Genomic DNA, 19,893 nt, shown 5'->3' on the forward strand with positions numbered 1-19,893 from the left:
GCTCACCGCTCGGGCCGCAACGGCTCCCGCAGCAGCGGATTGTCCAGCAAATACAGCTGGCCCACGGACAGATAGTTCGCGGCCCGCCACCAGGCGTCCACATCGCGCAGGCCGGGGGTGAGCGCACCGGGCTCACCGGCCAGCAGGGTCGTCATCCCCGCCCCTACTTCACCGGGTGGACGACCATGACCGGGCAGGACGCGTGCTGCACCAGGGCGTGCGAGGTGGAGCCGAGCAGCAGACTGGTGAAACCGCCGCGCCCCCGGCTGCCGACCACGACCAGCTGGGCCGTGCGCGACCATTCGCGCAGCCGCCCGGCGGGATCGGTGGCGTAGACCTTGCGCGCCACCTCGACCTCGGGGTACTTCTCCTCCCATCCGGCCAACCGCTCGGCGAGAATCGCGTGCTCGGTGACGTCGAGATCGTCGGTGGACATCCACACCGGGTCCGCGCCCGCGAATTTGCCGCCCTTCCAGTCACTCCAGACATGGACCGCGACCAGCTTCGCGCCCCGCTCGGCCGCCTCGGCGAAGGCCGCGCCGATGGCGGCCTCCCCCGCCGGGCTGCCGTCCACGCCCAGCACCACCGGACCGGAGGTGTGGATGCGGTTGCCCGCCTCCGGATCGGTGCGCACCACGATCACCGATCCTTCGGCGTGCGCGGTCACCGCGAGCAGCGTCGACCCGAGATGACCGAAGGTGCCGACGGTGCCGGTCGCGCCGAGCACCACCGCGTATGCGTCGGCGCTGTGCGCGATGAGCAGTTGGTCGGCGGAATCGGCCGACAGGTTCACGGTGATCGGGACGTCGGGAGCCACCGTCTTCGCCACCTCTTCGGCGCGAGCGATGACCGCCTTGCCGTTGTCGCGCACCGTGTCGACGACCGCCGGTACCGAGACCTCGTAGACGCCGAGCACATGGGTGAGGCCGACCAGGTCCATGCCGTGCAGGATGTGCAGCGGGCGCTCCCGCTCGGCGGCCAGCTCGGCCGCCCAGCGCAGGGCCGCGTCCGAACCCGCCGATCCGTCCACGCCCACGACCACCGGTGCGGAGACCAGATGGTGCGGATCCTCGAAGCGCTGCTGTGTCATGGCGACCTCCCGTACTGGGTTGACGGTGCCCGGCCGGGCACTCACCCTCACGGTAGAAATCGGCACCCGCCACCGGATGCTGCCGATCGTCACCGGCTGCCGGGACCGAAGCCACTGCCGGAGGGCACTTCTCGCAGCTCCGGGCCTCGGGTCCCGAACCCGCGTGACCTTGGTCCCGTCCGCCGGGGCCGCACGCCCCTCACGACGGCGGCGCGTGGCGCGAAAGCTTGCCGGCATGCGAACCGACTCGTCGCCCGATGACGCGATTCTCGCCGTCCCCGCCATGGCGGTGGGCATCGTCATGCTGACCGTGGCCCTGGCCACCGCGCCCCTGCTACCGGGTTGGGCCGACGATTACGGCACCATACTCGTAGCGCTGGCGGTGGCCGAGTACCTCACGGCGGCGACGGCCTCGGTGTGGTGGGGATGCCGCGCCCTGTGTGCCGCTCGGTAGCCGGTGCGGCGCGCCGCGACGTCCGAAATGCCCATGGACCACGTCGGAATAGGGACTTTGGACCATCGCTGCGCCCCGCGCTCCCGCGTATGTTTGTTCGCATTACTCACCACAGATCGGATGCCGCCATGATCAAGGTGTTTCTCGTCGACGACCACGAGATCGTTCGCCGGGGACTCGTCGACCTCCTCGAGGGGGATCCGGAACTCTCGGTGGTCGGCGAGGCCGGGGACGTCGCGCAGGCCCTGGCCCGGATTCCCGCGCTGCGACCGGATGTCGCCGTGCTCGATGTTCGCCTGCCCGACGGCAACGGCATCGAACTCTGCCGCGAGCTGCTCTCGCGACTCGACGATCTGCGCTGCCTGATCCTCACCTCGTTCACCGACGAACAGGCCATGATGGACGCTATCCTGGCCGGTGCCAGCGGCTACGTGGTCAAGGACATCAAGGGCATGGAATTGGCGAAGGCCATCAAGGAGGTCGGCTCGGGCCGATCCCTGCTGGACAACCGGGCCGCCGCCGCGCTCATGGAGCGGCTGCGGCGCAGCACCCAGCCCGACGGTCCGCTCGCCGGGCTCACCGAACAGGAACGCCGACTGCTCGATCTGCTCGGTGACGGCCTGACCAACCGGCAGATCGCCGAACGCATGTACCTGGCCGAGAAAACCGTGAAGAACTACGTCTCGCGACTGCTGGCCAAGCTCGGCATGGAACGCCGCACCCAGGCCGCGGTACTGGCCTCCAAACTGCGCTCCGGGTCCGCCGCGACGCAGCAGGATGGGTGATCCCGAGACCGGTTCGCACTCGGTGCGCGAGGCACTCTCGCAGCTGCGGCTGCGGGAGCTGCTGGCCGAGGTCAGGGACCGGGTCGAGCAGATCATCGACCGCCGGGACCGGATCGACGGCCTGGTCGAGGCCATGCTGGCCGTCACCTCCGGACTGGATCTCGACCACACCCTGCACACCATCGTGCACACCGCCATCGAACTGGTGGACGCCCGGTACGGCGCGCTCGGGGTGCGCGGGCCGGATCGGCGACTGAGCCGGTTCGTCTTCGAGGGCGTCGACGAGGCGACCGGGCGGCGGATCGGCGATCATCCGTCGGGTCACGGCGTCCTCGGCCTGCTGATGAGCGAGGCCACGCCCATTCGCCTCATGAACATCGCCGATCATGCCGCCTCCGTGGGCTTTCCGGAGCACCATCCGCCGATGCGCGCCTTTCTCGGTGTGCCGGTGCGGATTCGGGACGAGATCTTCGGCAACCTCTATCTGGCCGAGAAGCACGGCGGGCTGCCCTTCACCGAGGACGACGAGGTGATCGTGCAGGCCCTGGCCGCGGCGGCGGGCACCGCCATCGACAATGCGCGGCTCTACGCGTCGGCGCACGCCCGGCAGGCGTGGATCGAGGCGATCCGCGACATCTCCACCGAATTGCTGGCGGGCACCGCGCCCGACACGGTGTTGGCGCAGGTGGTCGAACGTCTTCGCGCACTGACCGAATCGGAGCGGGCGTTCGTCGCCCTGGCCGACGATCCGGAGCTGCCGCCGGAGGAGATCACCGAACTGCGCATCGCACAGTGGTGCGGCACCGGCTCCGACCCCGGCCACCGCATCGTGACGCTGTCGGGCACCGCGATCGGCGACGCCTTCCATCGCCGCGGCACCCGACGTTTCGCCGATCTCGTCGGCGTGGAGCTGGGCAAGCCGATCAGCGGGGCCGGACCGGCCCTGCTCGTGCCACTGCACGCGCACGGCTCGACATTCGGTGTGCTGGTGACGACGCGCGCCAGCGGATCCGCGCCCTACTCCGACGAAATCCTGGAACTGACGGCGGGTTTCGCCGATCAGGCCGCACTGGCCATCCAGTTGGCCGCGGCACAACGGCGGGTGCGGCAGTTGGATGTGCTCACCGACCGCGACCGCATCGCCCGCGATCTGCACGATCACGTCATCCAGCGGCTGTTCGCCGTCGGGCTGGCGCTGGAGGGGACGGTGGCGCGGGCGCACACCGACGAGGTGCGGCAGCGCCTGTCGGATGTGGTCGGCGATCTCCAGGACGTGGTGCAGGAGATCCGCACCTCCATCTTCGATCTGCACGGCGGCGATCCGCGCAGTGTGCGCTTGCGCCAACGGCTGGCGCGGGCCGTCGAAGCGCACACCGCGTCCACCGACATCCGAGCCTCACTCCGGGTCAGCGGACCGCTGTCGGTGATCGGCGCGGAACTGGCCGACCAGGCCGAGGCGGTGGTGCGGCGGGCGGTGGGCCATGCGGTGCGGCAGTCCGGAGTGGGCGCGGTGACCGTGCGGGTGGACGTCGCCGACGAACTCACCATCGCGATATTCGGCGACGGAAACGGGATCGCGGGCGACAGCACGCCGGACGAGCTGCACGATTTCGAACTCCGGGCACGTCGAGCGGGCGGCGGTTTCGAAATCGCCGCCACCGCGCAGGGCGACGGAACCCGGCTGGTCTGGTCGGTGCCGCTGCGCTGAGTCCAATCCCCTGCACCGAGTCCGTTCCCACAACGACGAGCTCGACCGCACTACGCCGAGCTCGATCCCGCTGCGCAGAGCTCGATCCCCCTGCGCTGAGCTCGATCCCCCTGCGCTGAGCTCGATCCCGCTGCGCTGAGTACGATCCCCCTACGCTGAAACCGGCCCGCCGGAAAGCGCGCCGGTCCGGCGCGCTCCCCTCCTCAGCCTTCGCGAACCACCAGTACCGGGCAGGGGGCCAGGTGCAGCAGGGCGGTGCTGGTCGAACCCAGGTTCATCCCCGCGAAACCGCCGCGGCCGCGCGTGCCCACCACGACGAGTTGCGCGCCGTCGGCGTACTCGAGCAGGGCCCGGACCGGGGTGTCCCGAGCCACCACCCGCTGCACCTCGACCTCGGGGAACCGCTCGCCGAATCCGGCCAGGCATTCGGCGAGGACGGCGTCCTCGGTCTCCTGAATGCCTTCCCACGGGATGACGGGCAGGTCGTGGCCGGTGTCGTCGCTCCAGGCGTGCACCGCCACCAGGCCGACCTTGCGCCGCGAGGCCATCTCGAAGGCCATGGCCACCGCGGGCATGCTGTTCTCGCTGCCGTCCACGCCGACCACGATCGGGCGGTGCGCGGCGGTCGGATCGGTCTCCTCCGGCATGGCGGGGACGACCACGACCGGGCAGTGCGCGTGCCGGGTGAGCGAGGTGCTCACCGATCCCAGCACCGCGCGGCGCAGCGCGCCGCGACCGCGATTGCCCAGCACGACCAACCGCGCGCCGCGCGACCGGGCGATGAGCGTGGTGGTGATGGGCTCGAAGATCAGTTCGGTGGTGACGGTGAGATCGCCGGGCGCGGTGTGCCGCGCGATGGCGGCGGCCTCGCTGAGCACCCGATTCCCGTCCTCGCGCACCCAGGCCAGTTCCGCCGCTCCGAGCGAGGTGACGGGCACCTTGGAGACCGGGATGGCGTACGAGGTGATGATGTGCAGCGGGCAGCCGCGCAGATCCGCCTCCGCCGCCGCCCAGCCGACCGCCTGGTAGGAGATCGCCGAGCCGTCGACGGCGGCCAGGATGGGCGCGGGTCGTGATGCCTCGTGCGCGGTGTCGGCCATGTTTCCTCCCGTGGTCGGTTGTTACACCCAGCATGCCCGGCGAGCCGGGCTGGCCCCAGGGAACAAGGTCATTCGGGTCCGGGGTCGTCCGGCCTCGTGGCCCCGGTCGCGGCCCGGTACGCCTCCAGGGCGGTCGGCAGGGTCGGGAAGAGCCGGTCCGCGCCGACCCGGTCGACCAGGCCCGCGGCGTCCAGGGCGTCACGCAGATCCTGTTTCACCCGCGCCATGGCGAAAACGATGCCGCGCGAATCCAATTCGGCGCGCAACTGGTCGACCGCGTCGAGCGCGGTCAGGTCGACCTCCACATTGGCCTCGGCCTTCAGCACGAACCATCGCACCGGTGCGTCCCGGCCCAGCAGCTCCACCGACTCCAGCGCCCGGGTCCGGAAGTCCTCGGCATTGGCGAAGCACAGCGGTGCGTCGTAGCGGTAGATCACCAGTCCGGGAACGGGTTTCGCCTCCGGATAGTCGTCAATGTCGTGCATGCCCGCCAGACCGGGCACGAAGCCGAGGATGGCGTCGTGGGCGCGGGCCACGCGCCGCAGCAGATCCAGAATGGACAGCGCGATGGCGATGCCGATCCCGTAGAGGACGCCGAAGATCAGCACCGCGGCGGTGGTGCCCAGGGCCAGCACCAGCTCACTGCGCCGGAAGCGGGCGAACCGCCGGAATTCCGGGAGGTCGATCAGGCGCAGCGCCGCGAACACCACGAGCGCGCCGAGTGCGGCGGTCGGGAACTCGGCGAGGATTCCGCGCGCGCCGAACAGCACGATCAGCACCGCGGCCAGGGCCACCAGCGAGTACGCCTGGGTCCGCGCGCCCGCGAGATCGGCGATGGTGGTGCGCGACGCGCTACAGCTGACCGGGAAACCGTGCATCACCCCGGCGGCCAGATTGGTCGCCCCCATCGCCCCGAGTTCCCGGTTGGCGTCGACCCGCTGACCGTGCCGACCGGCGAAAGCCCGTGCGGTGAGGGCATTGTCGGAGAATCCCACCAGGGCGATACCGATGGCGGGCAACACCAGCTGGGTGAGGTCCGCGGCCGCCACCCCGGCCACGCCGGGCACCGGAACACCGGGTGGGATCGCGCCCACCACCCCGATGCCGTGCTCGCTCAGCGAAAACACCGCCACCACCACCGATGCCGCCAGCACCGCCAGCAGCGGCCCGGGCGCACGCGGCGCCCAGCGGCCGATGAGCAGCAGGGCCGACAGCACCACCGCGGCCAGGATCGTTGTCGGCCAGTGCAGATCGGAGAGGTTCGCGACGAAGGAGCGCAGCTGGCCCGGAATGGTCTCCCCGTCGACCCGTACCCCCGTCACCTTGCCGAGCTGACTGGCGATCATGATGCCCGCCGTGCCCGCGAGGTAGCCCACCAGCACCGGTTTGGACAGCAGATCGGCGAGCACCCCGAACCGCGCCAGCGATCCCACGAGGCAGATCACGCCCACCAGCAGCGCCAGCATCGCCGCCAGCGCCGCGTACCGGCCCGCGTCACCCGCCGCCAGCGGGGCCAGCGCCACGGCGGTGAGCAGTGCGGTGGTGGATTCCGGTCCCACCGACAGCTGCCGCGAGGTGCCGAGGAAGACGTAGACGGCGAGCGGACCGAGTATCGCCCACAGTCCGGTCACCGGCGGCAGCCCGGCCACCGTCGCGTACGCCATGACCTGCGGGACCAGATAGGCCGCCACGGTCACCCCGGCCACCACGTCGGGGCGCAGCCAGGCGCGCTGGTATCCGCGGAACTGCTCGAGCCCCGGGAGGAAACGCGCCGGACCGTTGATCATCAGGGTCCGACAGTACCGCGCGGCGCGCCCACCCGTCCCGTGTGCGCGGAAGGTGTTTCCGCGTCGCCGGTTCGGGCGCGATCGACGGGCTCAGTGCCGATTCCGACCGTCCCCGTCGGCCGGGGCGGTGTGGTCGCGGGCCAGACCCACCATGGCCAGCCCGGCCTCCCGGATCACGGTGTCGAGCTCGTCGAGAATGTCGGCCACGGTCCGCCCGGCCGCGTCCAGCCGCTCGGCGGTGACGTCGGGACGGCCCAGTTCGGATCGCACCGCGTGCAGGCGCAGTCCGATGTCGAACATCCGCCGCACGAGTCGGTCGTTGGCGTCCGCATACGCGGCCTGACTGTCGGCCAGCCGCGCCGGATCGAACTCCCCGGACAGTGGCGGTGGGATCGGGAGGGCGGCATCGGCCATCTCGACTCCTGGGTCGCGAGCGGGATCCCCCAGCCGCGCCGCGGGACTCGGGAAAACGTCACGAGTATCGTACGCTGTCACCGTCTCGGACAGATGGAGTCTCGAAACGCAATTTCTTTCGCGCGCAATGAAAATCATGCGTTTCGCCAATTTCCGGATCGGGTACGCCACAGTCCCGGGAAACGTGGAATACTTCGTGTCCCAGCAAGAATGCGTTCGCAGTTCGATGGCCGACAGAGTTTGTGGGGTATGGCCGTGCACGAGGAACTCCAGCCGCGGGAGCTGTCCACATCGGATTCGCTGCGACTGTTGAGCGGTATCCGCTTCGGCCGGGTGGTCTTCTCCCGGTACGCACTGCCCACCATCCGCCCGGTCAACCATGTCGTGGACGGCGGCATGATCGTCATCCACGCCAATCCCGGCACCACCCTCAGCGCGGACCGCCAGGTCGTGGCCTACGAGGCGGACACCATCGACCAGGCCACCCAGTACGGCTGGTGCGTCATCGTCACCGGCACGGCCGAGGAGGTCACCGATTCCGGCGACCTCGCCCGCTACCGCCGCCTGCTGCCCACCACCCTGCCGGGTCCCCGGCACCGCATCGTCCGCATCCGCCCCGATTTCGTCACCGGCGTGGAATACGTTCCGGCCGCTCTGCTTCCGGAAGATGCCCGGCCGACCGAGGACCGCTGAATTCGGCCGCGAATTCCGACTACGCCGTGGACGGTCCGTCGAACGCGTTCAGGATCTCCTCCGCGGCCAGGGCCGGAGTGAGCGATCCGTCGCGAACCTGCTTTTCCACCTGCGTCCGGATGGCGCGTACGGCCGGATTGTCGGTGAGGCGGCGCAGCAGTTGGTCGTGCACCATATTCCAGGTCCAGTCCACCTGTTGGCGACGGCGCTTCTCGGCGAATTCCCCCGCCTCGGTGAGCACGCGGCGGTGTTCGAGCACGGTGTTCCAGAAGGTGTCGAGCCCGTGGCCCTCGAGTCCGCTCATGGTGATGACCGGTGGGTGCCACAGCGATTCGCGCGGATGGATGAGCCGCATGGCCCCGCTCAGTTCGCGGGCGGCGGCCTTGGCCTCCACCTCGTGCTTACCGTCGGCCTTGTTCACCGCGACCAGGTCGGCGAGTTCCAGCACCCCCTTCTTGATGCCCTGCAACTGGTCTCCGGTGCGGGCCAGGGTGAGGAAGCAGAACACGTCGACCATATTGGCGACGGTCACCTCGGACTGGCCGACGCCGACTGTCTCCACCAGGATCACGTCGTAGCCCGCCGCCTCCAGCAGCACGATGGTCTCGCGGGTCGCCTTGGCCACCCCGCCCAGCGTGCCCGCGGTGGGCGAGGGGCGGATGTAGGCATCGCGCTCGACCGCCAGTCGGCCCATCCGGGTCTTGTCGCCGAGGATGGAGCCGCCCGTGCGGGTGGAGGACGGGTCGACCGCCAATACCGCCACCCGGTGCCCCTGACCGATCAGATGCATGCCCAGCGCATCGATGAAGGTGGACTTGCCGACACCCGGCACACCGGTGATGCCGACTCGGTTCGACACCACCGCGTCGCTGTCGGGCGTGACCCGCAGCAGCAGTCGCTGCGCCAGTTCCCGGTGGTCGGTGCGGGTGGACTCCACCAGCGTGATGGCCCGCGCCAGCGCCGCGCGCTCACCGGCGCGCACCCGGGCGGCCAGGTCGTCGACATCGATGACCCGGCGCGCCGCTCCGGCCGTCCCGGGCGCGCCGCCGCGCGGCCCGACGCCCGCCGTGGTGCCGAGCCGCGGGCGGTCGGCGCCACCCTCGTTCGCGTGTGCGGCGTCGCTCATTCCGCCGCGCCGGTGCCGATCTCGTGGCCGAGCGACGCGCCCAGCTTCTTGATCAGGCCGATGGCGGCATCGGCGATGACCGTGCCCGGCGGGAAGATGGCGGCGGCACCGGCCTCGTAGAGTTCGTCGAAGTCACCGGGCGGGATGACACCGCCCACGATGACCATGATGTCGGGGCGGCCGACCTCCGCCAGCGCCTGCCGCAGCGCGGGCACCAGTGTGAGGTGACCGGCCGCCAGCGAGGAGACGCCGACGATGTGCACGTCGTTGTCCGCCGCCTGCCGGGCCACCTCCTCGGGGGTCTGGAACAGCGGGCCCACATCGACGTCCATGCCGAGGTCGGCGAAGGCGGTGGCGATCACCTTCTGCCCGCGGTCATGTCCGTCCTGGCCCATCTTGGCGACCAGGATGCGCGGGCGGCGGCCCTCGGCCTCGGCGAACTCCTCCACCAGTGCGATGGCATTGCTGATATTGCTCACCTTGCCCGCCTCTTCCCGGTAGACGCCCGACAGCGTGCGGATCTCGGCCTGGTGGCGACCGTACACCTTCTCCAGGGCATCGGAGATCTCGCCGACGGTGGCCTTGGCGCGGGCGGCGTCGATGGCCAGGGCGAGCAGGTTGTTCTCCATACCACCCTCGGATGACGCGGCGGCACGGGTCAATTCGGCCAGTGCGCGTTCCACCTCACCGGAATCGCGTTCGGCGCGCAGCCGCTGGAGTTTGGCGTTCTGCTCGGCGCGCACCCGCGAGTTCTCGACCTTGAGCACCTCGATCGGAGTGTCCTCGGTGACCTGGTACTTGTTGACGCCGATCACCGGCTGCTGGCCGGTGTCGATGCGGGCCTGGGTGCGGGCGGCGGCCTCCTCGATGCGCAGCTTCGGGATGCCCTCCGAAATCGCCTGTGCCATACCGCCGTGTGCCTCGATCTCGGCGATGTGGGCGCGGGCGCGCTCGGCCAGCTGGTGGGTCAGCCACTCGACGTAGTACGAACCGCCCCACGGATCGGCGGGCCGGGTGGTGTTGGACTCCTGCTGGATCAGCAGCTGGGTGTTGCGTGCGATGCGGGCCGAGAAGTCGGTCGGCAGGGCGAGGGCCTCGTCGAGGGCGTTGGTGTGCAGCGACTGGGTGTGGCCCTGGGTGGCGGCCATGGCCTCCACGCAGGTGCGCGCCACATTGTTGAACACGTCCTGCGCGGTGAGCGACCAGCCCGAGGTCTGCGAGTGGGTGCGCAGCGCAAGCGATTTCGAGTTCTTCGGCTCGAACTTGGCGACCAGTTCACTCCAGAGCAGGCGGCCCGCACGCAGTTTGGCGACCTCCATGAAGAAGTTCATGCCGATGGCCCAGAAGAACGACAGGCGCGGGGCGAACTTGTCGACCTCCATACCCGCGTCGATACCCGCCTTGATGTACTCCACACCGTCGGCAAGGGTGTAGGCCAGTTCCAGATCGGCCGTCGCACCGGCTTCCTGGATGTGGTAGCCGGAGATCGAGATGGAGTTGAACTTCGGCATCTTCGCCGAGGTGTAGGCGAAGATGTCGGAGATGATCCGCATCGAGGGTTTGGGCGGATAGATGTAGGTGTTGCGGACCATGAACTCCTTCAGAATGTCGTTCTGAATGGTTCCGGCCAGCTGTTCGGGCTTGACGCCCTGCTCCTCCGCGGCCACGACGTACAGCGCCAGAATCGGCAGCACCGCGCCGTTCATGGTCATGGAGACCGAGACCTGGTCCAGCGGAATGTGATCGAACAGCTCCCGCATGTCCAGGATGGAGTCGATGGCCACACCGGCCATACCCACGTCACCGGTCACGCGCGGGTGATCGGAGTCGTAGCCGCGGTGGGTGGCCAGGTCGAAGGCCACCGACAAGCCCTTCTGACCGGCGGCCAGGTTGCGGCGGTAGAAGGCATTGGAATCGGCGGCGGTGGAGAAGCCCGCGTACTGGCGGATCGTCCACGGCTGATTCACGTACATGGTCGGATACGGGCCGCGCACGAACGGGGCGACGCCGGGCACGCTGTCGAGCGGGTAGCCCGCCGCCTCCACCGCGTCACGGTCGGCGCGGGTGAAAACCGGTGGGACGTCGATACCTTCGGGGGTGGCCCAGGTGAGCTGTTCGGGCGCGTACCGATTCGCGGCCGCCGCGGCCTGGACGAAGTCCCGCACCTGGTCGCCGGTCACGGCGGCGTCGGTGGTCGATTCGAGGGGGACGTCGGCGAAATTGCCGATCAGATGCTTGATGTCGCTCATGCTTACGCTCCCAGCTTCTCCAGCAGGCCGGACAGTGCCGTCACCGCATCCATCCGCGCCGTCAGGAATCCATCCGGCCGCTGCGCGCCGGCGGCGTCGGCCACCGCCTGCTCCGACCCGGCCAGCAGCACCGTGGTCACACCGGCCGCGCGCAGCGCGTCCACCGCCGCCGCGGCCTCCGCGCCGTAGCGGTTGTCGGAACCGCACAGCACCGCGAGGGCGACACCGGATTCCGCGACCGCGGCCGCGATGCCGTCGACGGCCAGCGCGCCCGGATTACTCGTCTCGATACCGCCCGAGGCGAGCAGGTTGGCGGCGAAGGTGACCCGCACATTGTGCTCGGCCACCGGTCCCAGCGGCACCAGCAGGGCGCGCGGACGCGACCCGTGCGCGGCCAGATAGGCGTCGGAGCGGTTGCGCAGCGCCTCGAACGCCGCGCCGTAGCTCGTCTGCGAGGTCATGGCGCGGGCCGCCTCGGACAGCGGCTGCTCGGCCAGGTTGGGGAATTCGTTCACGCCGGTGACGGCCGACCTGCGGTGCGCCACATCACCGTCACGGCGCGCCTTGGTCTCACCGACGCGCTGGGCCAGCAGACCGGATTCCAGGGCGGCCAGGTAACCCCCCGCTGCCTCCAGCTCGCGCATGAATTCCCATGCCTTGGCGGCGAGTTCGTCGGTGAGCGATTCGACGTACCAGGAGCCCGCGCCCGGATCCTGGACGTGGCCCAGGTGCGATTCCTCCAGCAGCAGCAGTTGGGTGTTGCGGGCCATGCGCTCCGAGAACGCCTTCGACACCTCGAGTTCCCCGGTGGGCAGCGCGTGGTCGAAGGGCAGCACGGTGACGGTATCCGCGCCGCCGACGCCCGCGCCGAAGGCGGCCAGGGTGGTGCGCAGCATATTCACCCACGGGTCGCGCTGGGTCATCATGGCGGGCGAGGTCACCGCCTGCTGCGGGGCATTGCCGAACGCGGGCGCGCCGCAGACCTCGGCGACCCGGGCCCAGAGCCGCCGGGCCGCACGGAATTTGGCGATGGTGGCGAACTGGTCGTCGGTGGCGGCGAAGCGGAATTCCAGCTGGCCCAGCGCATCCGCGATATCGGCGCCGGCGTCGGTGAGGGCGCGCAGATACTCCAGACCCGCCGCTACCGCCGCACCGAGTTCCTGCGCGTCGGAGGCCCCGGCTTCATGAAAGGCCAAGCCGCACACCGTGATCGCGCGCACGTTCTCGGGCCGCGCCACTGCGTCCTGGGCGAGCGCGATCGCGCCGTCCAGATCGAGGGCGGGGGTTCCGGCGAACAGGCTCGTCAGCGGGGCAGCACCCAACCGGACCTGAATGTCCGCGCGCTCCTCGACCCGGTAGGCGTCGAGCGTCGCGTAGACCTGCGCTGCCGCCTCGGCCAGCACCGGACCGGCGTCCAGGGTGAGCGGGGCCAATTCGAACAGCAGACCCGACAGCGCGGCGGGCAGTTGTGCCACGGGCACGCCGCCCTCCCCCACGCGGAGCCAGACGGCGCTGACGCCGTTCTCCAGTCCGAAGAGGATCTCGCGATTGGTCTCGGCCGCGTCGATGCCGCCGAAACGTGCGCCGACGTACCAGCCGCGATGCACGTCGCGGGTGCGGTCACCGCCGCGCACGAACGGGAACTCGCCCGGCAGCGGCTGCTCGGGCAGCTCGTCGCGGCGCGTGTAGAGGGGGTTGACGGTCAGACCGTCGTACGTGGTGACCGCGAGCAGCTTCTCCGGCTCGTCCGGCAGTTCCGAGACGTCCACCCTGCGGGCCTTGGCCAGCACGCCGGCGACACCCTTGCGCCAGGCGGCATACCCGGGCACCGGTCCGGTGTCCGAGTCTGAAGCAATCGGCATAGCTGCTGTTTCCTTCTCCCACACATGCCCCGAAAGGGACCGCCCCAGCAGCGCCGAACGTCTCGTTCGCCCTGCTCAGACAGCGTTTCGGTTAACGAGCATTCCTCGTCTTGCCTTCTGATGCTAGCGGCAGGGTTGTGATTCCCGTCGCCGGGCATTCACTACCAGCCGGTAACCTGGCGCGGTGCCAACAAGCCCGCGGACCCACTTCAGCCGACTCGGTGGATACCGAATGGTCACGTTTCTCGTGGCCGTCGTCGCGCTCTTCGCGGTGGTCGCGCTCATCCCGCTGCCGACCGCCGCGCAGATTCGGACCTGGGCCGATTCCTGCGGGCCGCTGCTGCCGCTGGTGTTCTTCGTCGCGCACGCGCTGATCTGCGTGGCTCCGTTCCCGCGCACCCTGTTCACCGTCAGCGCGGGCATGCTGTTCGGGCCGGTGCTCGGCCTCGGCCTCGCCCTGTCGGCGACGACCGTGAGCGCCGTGCTGGCCCTGCTGCTGGTGCGTGCCCTGGACAAGGAGCGGTTGCGCGCCCGGCTCACCCATCCGACGGTACGCGCCGTCGACGCCCGGCTGGCCCGCCGCGGCTGGCTGGCGGTGGGGTCGCTGCGGCTCATCGCCTTCGCACCGTTCTCGGTGGTGAACTATTGCGCCGCACTGTCGTCGGTACGGCTGACGCCGTATGTCGTGGCGAGCTTCATCGGCATCGTTCCCGGAACCGTCGGCACGGTTCTGCTCGCGGACGCGCTCACCGATCACACCCACCCCGCCCAGCTGATCGTGTCGGGTGTCTGCATCGCCGTAGGCATCATCGGACTCGCCGTCGACACCCTGCTGGCCACGCCCGAGGAGCGGCCGGAGCCGGTGGCCGCGACAACTCCCCGCTGAGCGCTCTCGCACCCCGTTCGTCTGCGCCGATTTCCTTGGCGCGGCACGATATTCGGATAAGGGAGACAGCGCAGGGAGATGCACATGGCACCGAGAGTCTGGCCGCTCGAACGCGGCCACATCGTCACCTCACCCTTCGGCCCCCGCGGCGGCGGCTTCCACTGGGGCGTCGACTTCGGCTTTCCCGGCGGCTCGGCCAACCGCCCGGTCTTCGCCATGCAGGGCGGCTATGTCACCCGGTCCGGACCGGCCTCCGGCTTCGGGCGCTGGGTGGTGATCGACCACCCGACCGCCGACGGCTCGGGCACCACCGTGTACGGGCACATCATCCCCGAGGTTCGCGTCGGCCGCCGCATCGAGGCGGGCCAGCGCATCGGCCTCGTCGATCCCGACCGCCGCACCAACGGCAACGTGCCCCCGCATCTGCACATCGAATGGCACCGCTCGCTCTGGGCACCCCCCGGCCCCGACCGCCTCGACCCACTCCCCCTCCTGGTCGGCGCGGCCCACCCCCTCGCCGATTGGCGACACGTATTGACGCCCTGACCCGGCGTGCCGCACCGAAGATTCGGCCTTGGGCAAATCCACTGGCCGAATCCGTTGCGAGACGGGCAGACTCCGGCTTCAAGGGCCGCGCCGACATCGCGACACAGGAGCAACCATGCACCCATCCGCACCTCCAGATCTCCCCCGGCTTCGCGGACGGGCTCTGATGGCATCGATCGCGGTGTTCATCGCCCTGATCGGCCCGGTGTGCCTGGCCCTGGCCACCCTGACCTTCGGCGCGAGCCGCAATTCGACGGAGGGACAGGTCGGCCGGGCCCTACTCGGTGGCGGCGTGGTGTACATGATGCTCACCTGGCCGATCGCCGGGATCATGGTCATGCTCTGGCTGCGACGGGCGCGGAGCAACGCCGAGGCGCTGAACCCGGACTTCCGGCATCGGTTCGCCCGTGGCTGGGTGATCGCGGGCTGGATCGTCCCCATTGCAAACCTGTTCGTTCCACCGCTCATGGTCGCCGATGTACTGCGGGCCTCGAGCGCGGTCGGAACGGGCTCGCGCGTGGTCGTCGCCTGGTGGACCACCTGGCTGACCGCCCACCTCACCCTCGTCATCGGCTTCGTGGCCGTGAACAACGTCGAATACCCCCGAGGCGCGTCCACGCTGGGCCATTTCCTGCTGCTCACCCTGGCGTTGTTCGCCGTGGCCGCCGTCACCCTGCGGTCGATCACGATGACGGTGGCCCGCTCACAGGACGGGCGATAGCATCGCCCACCGCTCGTCAACCATCGGTTGACTGGGAGCCCTCCGTCAACTATTAGTTGACGGAGGGTGTCGGAGTTCTCCGACACCACGCACAGCGCGGATTCTGGAGGGTTCATGACGGAAACGACGGCGGCGCGGCGGGTGCTGGTCGTGGGTGCGGGGATCGCCGGGATGGCCGCGGCGTTGCGGTTTCATCGAGACGGGTGGGATGTGCTCGTCGTCGAGCGGGCACCGGCGCGGCGCAGCAGCGGATATCTGGTGAATCTGCACGGCCCGGGGTACGACGCGGCTGAACGGTTACGGCTGGTGCCCGCGTTGCGGCGGCGCGATGCGGGGTTCTTCACCACCGTGCTGGTGCACGCGGATGGGCGCGAGAAGCTGACCGTGCCCGCGGCGATCACCGAGGCGGCGGTCGGCACGCGCGCGGTGAACGTATTTCGCGGTGATGTGGAATCGGTGCTGTACGACGCGGTGGCCGAGCGCGTCGAGATCCGGTTCGCCACCACCGTGCGGTCGGTCACCGAGCACGCCGACGGGGTGCGTGCCGAACTCAGCGACGGCACCCGGGTCGACGCCGAGTTGCTGATCGGCGCGGACGGGCTGCACTCCGGTGTTCGTGAACTCGTATTCGGTTCGGGGACCGACCATCTGGTGGATATGCGCACGCTGGTCGCGGCCTTCCCACTCGACACCGTGCCCGACCATGTTCCGGCGGGCGCCGGAATCACCTTCATCGGGCCGGGGCGCACGGCGGCGGTGATGAATCTCGGGCCGGGCCGGTCGTCGGCGTTCTTCACCTACCGCAGCACCGATCCGGCGGCGGAGGTCGCGCGCGGTCCGGTCGACGCGCTCACCGGAGCCTTCGTCGATCTCGGCGGCGGCATCGCCGAGGCACTCGCTCAGCTCGAACACGCTTCCAACAGCGCCTATTTCGACGCCGTCAGGCAGGTCACGCTGCCCCGGTGGAGCCGGGGCAACGTGGTCCTGCTCGGCGACGCCGCCTGGTGCGTCACCGTCTTCGCGGGCTACGGCGCGGCACTGGCCCTGCACGGGGCCGACCGGTTGGGCGCGGCGGTGGCGGCGCACGGCACCGATACTCCGGCGGCGCTGGCCGCCTGGGAAGCCGAACTGCGCCCCGAGGTCACCAAGCGGCAGGCGCTGGCCCGCCGCGGCATGGCCCGCTTCGTTCCGCCCACCCGGGCCCACGTCTGGTTGAGCGAGACGATGATGCGGGCCATCCAGCTTCCGGGCCTGCGCGGCCTCGTGCGGAGTGCCGTGCGACGCGCCAACAACTAGGCCGGACAGCGATATCCCCACGATCCGCGTCACACTGGATGGCCACGGCGCAGCCGGGATCGCTGGTCCCCGGCAGCGTGCGCCCTGGGCTCGGCGCGCCGACGCGGCGAGTATTCGGCGGGAACCGGATACCGCCGAAAGGGTCGGCAACCCATGCGAATTCCCGTGCGGTACCTCCTCCTGTCGCTGCGACAGCGGCGCTGACCGTCACCCGCGCCACGGGTGCGGCGGAGCGGGAACTGCTCGGCCGCTACGTCTTTGCGAGCGACCGAGCCTTTCCCTCCGGACCGGCCTACGGCAGCGACACCGGTCGCTTCAATATGGGCAGCGCCGCCCGACGGGTTCATCTGTCGCGGACAGGTGCACGCCCACTCACCCGCGACCCGCATCGCAACTGGACCCGAGCTGGCCCGTATCCATGCGCCTACTGGCCGAGGCGGTGGCCGACCACACCGTGGGGCCGATGCTGCCGCACCATCCGAGGGTCGGTGGTGGCGATGTGCTCCGGCCGCTCGCCGATGGTGTCACGGGACTCGGCGTGGTCACGGGCCGCCCGGGTCTACGGCGCGCCCCAGCGTTCGGCGTCGTTGGCGGCGAGGACGCGACGTAGCAGGTCGGTGAGGGTCTGCTGTTCGGCCGGGGTGAGGGCGTCGAGGAAACCCTCCTGGGACTGCGCCGCCACCGGCTGGAGTTCCCCGACCATGTCGGCGCCCGCGGCGGTGAGCGCGATCGTGTTGCGGCGGCGGTCGGCGGGGTCCTGCGCCCTGGTTACCAGGCCGCGGCGTTGGAGTTCGTCGATGTGGCCGACGAGATGGCTCTTGTCGAGGTCGAGCGCATCGGCGAGTTGCTGCTGGGACAGCGGACCGAAATCGTCCAGCGCGCTGAGCACGGCCTGATGGCCCAGCCGCAGACCCCGTTCGGCCAGTTCGGCCTCCAGCCGCTGCCGCCCGAACTTCGACACCTGCGAGGCCAGATACGACGGCTGGGCGAGCAAGGACGGCGGACGCTGCCGATGGACTGCCATCCAGCGATGATAACGACGGCACAAACTGTTGCATGTCGCTACTATTGTGTCAGTCCACGAAAAAGGATCGCTCATGAACCAGACCACCCACCTGCCCGACCGATCGGCCCGCACCCTGCTGACCGGGCCCGCACCCCGCCCCCTCGTCGACGGCGTCCTCCTCCTACTCCGGCTGGCACTGGCCGTGATCTTCTTCGCCCACGGCTGGGACACCCTCACCAACCTCGGCGTCGCGGGCACCATCGACCTGCAGCGCGAGTCCGGAATCCCGCTGCCGGAACTGGCCGGACCGTTCACGGTGTTCGCCGAACTGATCGGCGGGCTCCTCCTCGCGCTCGGCGCACTCACCCGCCCCGCCGCCGCGGCACTGACCGTCGTCATGCTCGGCGCCATCGCCTTCATCCACGCGCCATACGGAATCTTCGTCGAGGACGGCGGTATCGAACTGACCCTCGTTCTCGCCGCCGCCAGCCTCCAGCTCACCGTCCAGGGTTCCGGCCGCTTCGGTATCGACGGCCTGCTCGCACGCCCCCGGACCCCGGCATGACTCCGAACCGCCGCACCATCCTGACCGCACTCGGTATCGGCCTGGCGACGACCGCCTGCGGAACCAACCGCACGACCGGGGCGACCCCCGTCTGCGTCCTCACCCCCGAGGGCACCGAGGGTCCCTACTACGTCGATACCGCTCCGGTCCGCACCGACATCCGCGACAACCGACCCGGCGTTCCCCTGACCCTGCGCATCACGGTTCTCGACGCGACCAGCTGCACCCCACTCCCCACCGCCACCGTCGACATCTGGCACGCCGACGCCCACGGCGCCTACTCCGGCATCACCGACACCACGAACTTCCTTCGCGGCACCCAACCCACCGACTCCACCGGCACCGCCACCTTCACCACGATCTTCCCCGGCTGGTACGACAACCGCACCGTCCACGTCCACGTGAAGGTCCGCCTGGCCACCCGCGAGATCCACACCGGCCAGCTGTATTTCGACGACGAGCTCACCCGGACGATCGCCACCGTGGCCCCCTACGCGGACCGCGCCGAACCCCGCACCCGCAATACCGAGGACTTCCTCTTCCGCCGCGGCAACACCGTGGTACCGACAAGCGGTAGCACCGCCACCGGCTACCGAGCCGAGATCACCCTCGGTGTCCAGCGCTGACACCGACGCGACGGGCGGGTGCGGACCGCCCGTCGCACCAGGTTCCGTTCCCTCGCAAAGAGTACGGGTTTCCCGCTCCGGCGTGTCCGCCCGGGCGGGCATGCCCGTGATCGGGGTCACGCCGGTCCGGCCACCGTCATCGCGGTCATCACGCGCGGATGACACACCCCAGCACGTCGGGCACATCGGTCATGATGCCGTCGACTCCGACATCGATGAGCCGCCGCATGTTCCGCGTATCGTTCACCACGTAGGCGAAGACCTCCAGCCCGCGGGCGCGGGCCAGCGCCACATAGTCGGCGTCCACATCGTCGGCGGAAATGTGCACCATGCCGCTGTGTTCGGCGAGGGCATCCAGTTCGTCCGCCGCGGGCCGACTCTGGCTCAGTCCGCCGAGTGGGATGTCCGGCTCCAGCGCGTGGAACTCGCGCAGGAACTCCCAGTCCAGGCTCTGCACCATGAGACGCCGCCGATCCGGGCCGGTGTCCGCCCAGCCCGGCACCGCGCGCAATTCTCGTGATACGAGTTCGGCCACACCGTCTTTCGCGTCGGTGAGCTTGACTTCGAGCAGCAGTCCGGTGGGACCGTCGCCGAGGGCGCGCAGCACGTCGCCGAGTTCCGGAACGGGTTCACCCGCGTAGGCGGGCGCGAACCAGGAGCCCGCGTCCAGGGTGCGGATCTCGCCGAGCGTGAACTCCGCCACCCGCCACGGCGCGCGGTCCGGGTAGCGGGCGGCGGCGTCGGTGGTGCGCTCCAGGGTTTCGTCGCGAATGACCACGAGGCGGTCGTCGGCGGTGCGGCGAACATCGAGTTCGACCATGGTCGCGCCCTGTTCGGCGGCCAATCGCGTTGCCGCCACGGTGTTCTCGGGTGCGTAGGCGGACGCGCCGCGATGGGCGACGGTGGCCGGGGACGGGTCCTGCGCGACCGCCGGTGCTCCGGTCGCGGCGAGCGCCAGGCCGGTGACCAGCGCCATGAG

General features: G+C 70.0%; 19 protein-coding genes and 1 pseudogene. 10 read left to right on the top strand and 10 right to left on the bottom strand.

The features are described from left to right. Nucleotides 1–8: 8 nt before the first annotated feature. Both ON31_RS35640 and ON31_RS16215 read right to left on the bottom strand, forming a co-directional pair. Nucleotides 9–155 (bottom strand): annotated as a pseudogene (locus ON31_RS35640) (phosphoketolase family protein); the annotation flags it as partial. An 8-nt stretch (nt 156–163) separates the two neighbouring features. Then, on the bottom strand, nt 164–1,090 hold the full coding sequence (locus tag ON31_RS16215) for a universal stress protein (protein WP_039814621.1): 927 nt from the start codon (nt 1,088–1,090) through the stop codon (nt 164–166). Between the two features lie 235 nt (nt 1,091–1,325). Here ON31_RS16215 and ON31_RS16220 point away from each other — a divergent pair, with 235 nt between their 5' ends. From ON31_RS16220 to ON31_RS16230, 3 genes are all read left to right on the top strand, one after another. Further along, nucleotides 1,326–1,544 (top strand): hypothetical protein, encoded by a 219-nt coding sequence (locus tag ON31_RS16220; RefSeq protein WP_039814623.1) that lies wholly within the window; start codon nt 1,326–1,328, stop codon nt 1,542–1,544. A 128-nt stretch (nt 1,545–1,672) separates the two neighbouring features. Beyond that, nucleotides 1,673–2,329: a response regulator transcription factor gene (locus ON31_RS16225; protein ID WP_039814624.1), complete on the top strand. Its 657-nt coding sequence runs from the start codon at nt 1,673–1,675 to the stop codon at nt 2,327–2,329. Next, nucleotides 2,322–4,037: a GAF domain-containing sensor histidine kinase gene (locus tag ON31_RS16230; RefSeq protein ID WP_051037353.1), complete on the top strand. Its 1,716-nt coding sequence runs from the start codon at nt 2,322–2,324 to the stop codon at nt 4,035–4,037. The genes ON31_RS16225 and ON31_RS16230 overlap by 8 nt, the downstream gene beginning before the upstream one ends. Before the next feature lie 203 nt (nt 4,038–4,240). Here ON31_RS16230 and ON31_RS16235 read toward each other — a convergent pair whose 3' ends face one another. The 3 genes from ON31_RS16235 to ON31_RS16245 form a co-directional block, all read right to left on the bottom strand. After that, complete coding sequence (locus ON31_RS16235; RefSeq protein ID WP_039814625.1) at nt 4,241–5,137, bottom strand: universal stress protein; 897 nt, start codon at nt 5,135–5,137, stop codon at nt 4,241–4,243. 68 nt (nt 5,138–5,205) lie between these two features. Further along, nucleotides 5,206–6,924 (bottom strand): SulP family inorganic anion transporter, encoded by a 1,719-nt coding sequence (locus ON31_RS16240; protein WP_051037354.1) that lies wholly within the window; start codon nt 6,922–6,924, stop codon nt 5,206–5,208. Between the two features lie 90 nt (nt 6,925–7,014). Beyond that, nucleotides 7,015–7,338, bottom strand: a complete 324-nt coding sequence (locus ON31_RS16245) for a hypothetical protein (RefSeq protein WP_039814627.1) — start codon at nt 7,336–7,338, stop codon at nt 7,015–7,017. A 249-nt stretch (nt 7,339–7,587) separates the two neighbouring features. Here ON31_RS16245 and ON31_RS16250 point away from each other — a divergent pair, with 249 nt between their 5' ends. After that, nucleotides 7,588–8,031 (top strand): pyridoxamine 5'-phosphate oxidase family protein, encoded by a 444-nt coding sequence (locus ON31_RS16250; RefSeq protein ID WP_051037355.1) that lies wholly within the window; start codon nt 7,588–7,590, stop codon nt 8,029–8,031. A 19-nt stretch (nt 8,032–8,050) separates the two neighbouring features. Here the strand turns inward: ON31_RS16250 and meaB are convergent, their stop codons facing one another. From meaB to ON31_RS16265, 3 genes are read right to left on the bottom strand one after another with little or no spacing between them, the layout of a single operon-like run. Then, nucleotides 8,051–9,157, bottom strand: a complete 1,107-nt coding sequence (gene meaB, locus ON31_RS16255; RefSeq protein WP_081592501.1) for a methylmalonyl Co-A mutase-associated GTPase MeaB — start codon at nt 9,155–9,157, stop codon at nt 8,051–8,053. Continuing rightward, the gene (gene scpA, locus ON31_RS16260; protein ID WP_039814631.1) at nt 9,154–11,406 is read right to left on the bottom strand and encodes a methylmalonyl-CoA mutase; all 2,253 of its coding nucleotides are present in this window, start codon (nt 11,404–11,406) and stop codon (nt 9,154–9,156) included. Before scpA ends, meaB begins: the two co-directional genes overlap by 4 nt. Nucleotides 11,407–11,408: 2 nt before the next feature. Next, the gene (locus ON31_RS16265) at nt 11,409–13,268 is read right to left on the bottom strand and encodes a methylmalonyl-CoA mutase family protein (RefSeq protein WP_039814633.1); all 1,860 of its coding nucleotides are present in this window, start codon (nt 13,266–13,268) and stop codon (nt 11,409–11,411) included. Nucleotides 13,269–13,500: 232 nt separating this feature from the next. On the opposite strand from ON31_RS16265, the gene ON31_RS16270 reads away from it, so the two are divergent. The 4 genes from ON31_RS16270 to ON31_RS16285 all read left to right on the top strand — a co-directional run bounded on the left by ON31_RS16270 (nt 13,501) and on the right by ON31_RS16285 (nt 16,717). After that, nucleotides 13,501–14,154 (top strand): TVP38/TMEM64 family protein, encoded by a 654-nt coding sequence (locus ON31_RS16270; protein WP_039814635.1) that lies wholly within the window; start codon nt 13,501–13,503, stop codon nt 14,152–14,154. An 84-nt stretch (nt 14,155–14,238) separates the two neighbouring features. After that, nucleotides 14,239–14,700, top strand: a complete 462-nt coding sequence (locus ON31_RS35645) for a M23 family metallopeptidase (RefSeq protein WP_081592504.1) — start codon at nt 14,239–14,241, stop codon at nt 14,698–14,700. A 166-nt stretch (nt 14,701–14,866) separates the two neighbouring features. Then, nucleotides 14,867–15,421, top strand: coding sequence for a DUF4328 domain-containing protein (locus tag ON31_RS16280; protein WP_051037356.1), 555 nt, complete (start codon nt 14,867–14,869; stop codon nt 15,419–15,421). A gap of 114 nt (nt 15,422–15,535) precedes the next feature. Then, on the top strand, nt 15,536–16,717 hold the full coding sequence (locus tag ON31_RS16285) for an FAD-dependent oxidoreductase (protein WP_039814638.1): 1,182 nt from the start codon (nt 15,536–15,538) through the stop codon (nt 16,715–16,717). A 559-nt stretch (nt 16,718–17,276) separates the two neighbouring features. Here ON31_RS16285 and ON31_RS16290 read toward each other — a convergent pair. Beyond that, nucleotides 17,277–17,741: a MarR family winged helix-turn-helix transcriptional regulator gene (locus ON31_RS16290; RefSeq protein WP_039814640.1), complete on the bottom strand. Its 465-nt coding sequence runs from the start codon at nt 17,739–17,741 to the stop codon at nt 17,277–17,279. Between the two features lie 73 nt (nt 17,742–17,814). Here ON31_RS16290 and ON31_RS16295 point away from each other — a divergent pair, with 73 nt between their 5' ends. Both ON31_RS16295 and ON31_RS16300 read left to right on the top strand, forming a co-directional pair. Then, entirely contained in the window at nt 17,815–18,288 is a 474-nt protein-coding gene (locus ON31_RS16295; RefSeq protein ID WP_063821511.1) for a DoxX family protein, read from the top strand. After that, on the top strand, nt 18,285–18,914 hold the full coding sequence (locus ON31_RS16300; RefSeq protein ID WP_051037357.1) for an intradiol ring-cleavage dioxygenase: 630 nt from the start codon (nt 18,285–18,287) through the stop codon (nt 18,912–18,914). Before ON31_RS16295 ends, ON31_RS16300 begins: the two co-directional genes overlap by 4 nt. Before the next feature lie 148 nt (nt 18,915–19,062). On the opposite strand, the gene ON31_RS16305 is transcribed toward ON31_RS16300, so the two are convergent. Further along, nucleotides 19,063–19,890, bottom strand: coding sequence for a glycerophosphodiester phosphodiesterase (locus tag ON31_RS16305; protein ID WP_039814641.1), 828 nt, complete (start codon nt 19,888–19,890; stop codon nt 19,063–19,065). Nucleotides 19,891–19,893: the final 3 nt, after the last annotated feature.

Origin of the sequence: Nocardia otitidiscaviarum NBRC 14405 (assembly GCF_000308635.1) — a bacterium.
Classification (GTDB): domain Bacteria; phylum Actinomycetota; class Actinomycetes; order Mycobacteriales; family Mycobacteriaceae; genus Nocardia; species Nocardia otitidiscaviarum.

What these genes read in the sequence shown, in the direction of transcription:
- ON31_RS16215 (WP_039814621.1), bottom strand. Translation starts at nt 1,090, where the DNA reads ATGACACAGCAGCGCTTCGAGGATCCGCACCATCTGGTCTCCGCACCG.
- ON31_RS16220 (WP_039814623.1), top strand. Translation starts at nt 1,326, where the DNA reads ATGCGAACCGACTCGTCGCCCGATGACGCGATTCTCGCCGTCCCCGCC.
- ON31_RS16225 (WP_039814624.1), top strand. Translation starts at nt 1,673, where the DNA reads ATGATCAAGGTGTTTCTCGTCGACGACCACGAGATCGTTCGCCGGGGA.
- ON31_RS16230 (WP_051037353.1), top strand. Translation starts at nt 2,322, where the DNA reads ATGGGTGATCCCGAGACCGGTTCGCACTCGGTGCGCGAGGCACTCTCG.
- ON31_RS16235 (WP_039814625.1), bottom strand. Translation starts at nt 5,137, where the DNA reads ATGGCCGACACCGCGCACGAGGCATCACGACCCGCGCCCATCCTGGCC.
- ON31_RS16240 (WP_051037354.1), bottom strand. Translation starts at nt 6,924, where the DNA reads ATGATCAACGGTCCGGCGCGTTTCCTCCCGGGGCTCGAGCAGTTCCGC.
- ON31_RS16245 (WP_039814627.1), bottom strand. Translation starts at nt 7,338, where the DNA reads ATGGCCGATGCCGCCCTCCCGATCCCACCGCCACTGTCCGGGGAGTTC.
- ON31_RS16250 (WP_051037355.1), top strand. Translation starts at nt 7,588, where the DNA reads ATGGCCGTGCACGAGGAACTCCAGCCGCGGGAGCTGTCCACATCGGAT.
- meaB (WP_081592501.1), bottom strand. Translation starts at nt 9,157, where the DNA reads ATGAGCGACGCCGCACACGCGAACGAGGGTGGCGCCGACCGCCCGCGG.
- scpA (WP_039814631.1), bottom strand. Translation starts at nt 11,406, where the DNA reads ATGAGCGACATCAAGCATCTGATCGGCAATTTCGCCGACGTCCCCCTC.
- ON31_RS16265 (WP_039814633.1), bottom strand. Translation starts at nt 13,268, where the DNA reads ATGCCGATTGCTTCAGACTCGGACACCGGACCGGTGCCCGGGTATGCC.
- ON31_RS16270 (WP_039814635.1), top strand. Translation starts at nt 13,501, where the DNA reads ATGGTCACGTTTCTCGTGGCCGTCGTCGCGCTCTTCGCGGTGGTCGCG.
- ON31_RS35645 (WP_081592504.1), top strand. Translation starts at nt 14,239, where the DNA reads ATGGCACCGAGAGTCTGGCCGCTCGAACGCGGCCACATCGTCACCTCA.
- ON31_RS16280 (WP_051037356.1), top strand. Translation starts at nt 14,867, where the DNA reads ATGGCATCGATCGCGGTGTTCATCGCCCTGATCGGCCCGGTGTGCCTG.
- ON31_RS16285 (WP_039814638.1), top strand. Translation starts at nt 15,536, where the DNA reads ATGACGGAAACGACGGCGGCGCGGCGGGTGCTGGTCGTGGGTGCGGGG.
- ON31_RS16290 (WP_039814640.1), bottom strand. Translation starts at nt 17,741, where the DNA reads ATGGCAGTCCATCGGCAGCGTCCGCCGTCCTTGCTCGCCCAGCCGTCG.
- ON31_RS16295 (WP_063821511.1), top strand. Translation starts at nt 17,815, where the DNA reads ATGAACCAGACCACCCACCTGCCCGACCGATCGGCCCGCACCCTGCTG.
- ON31_RS16300 (WP_051037357.1), top strand. Translation starts at nt 18,285, where the DNA reads ATGACTCCGAACCGCCGCACCATCCTGACCGCACTCGGTATCGGCCTG.
- ON31_RS16305 (WP_039814641.1), bottom strand. Translation starts at nt 19,890, where the DNA reads ATGGCGCTGGTCACCGGCCTGGCGCTCGCCGCGACCGGAGCACCGGCG.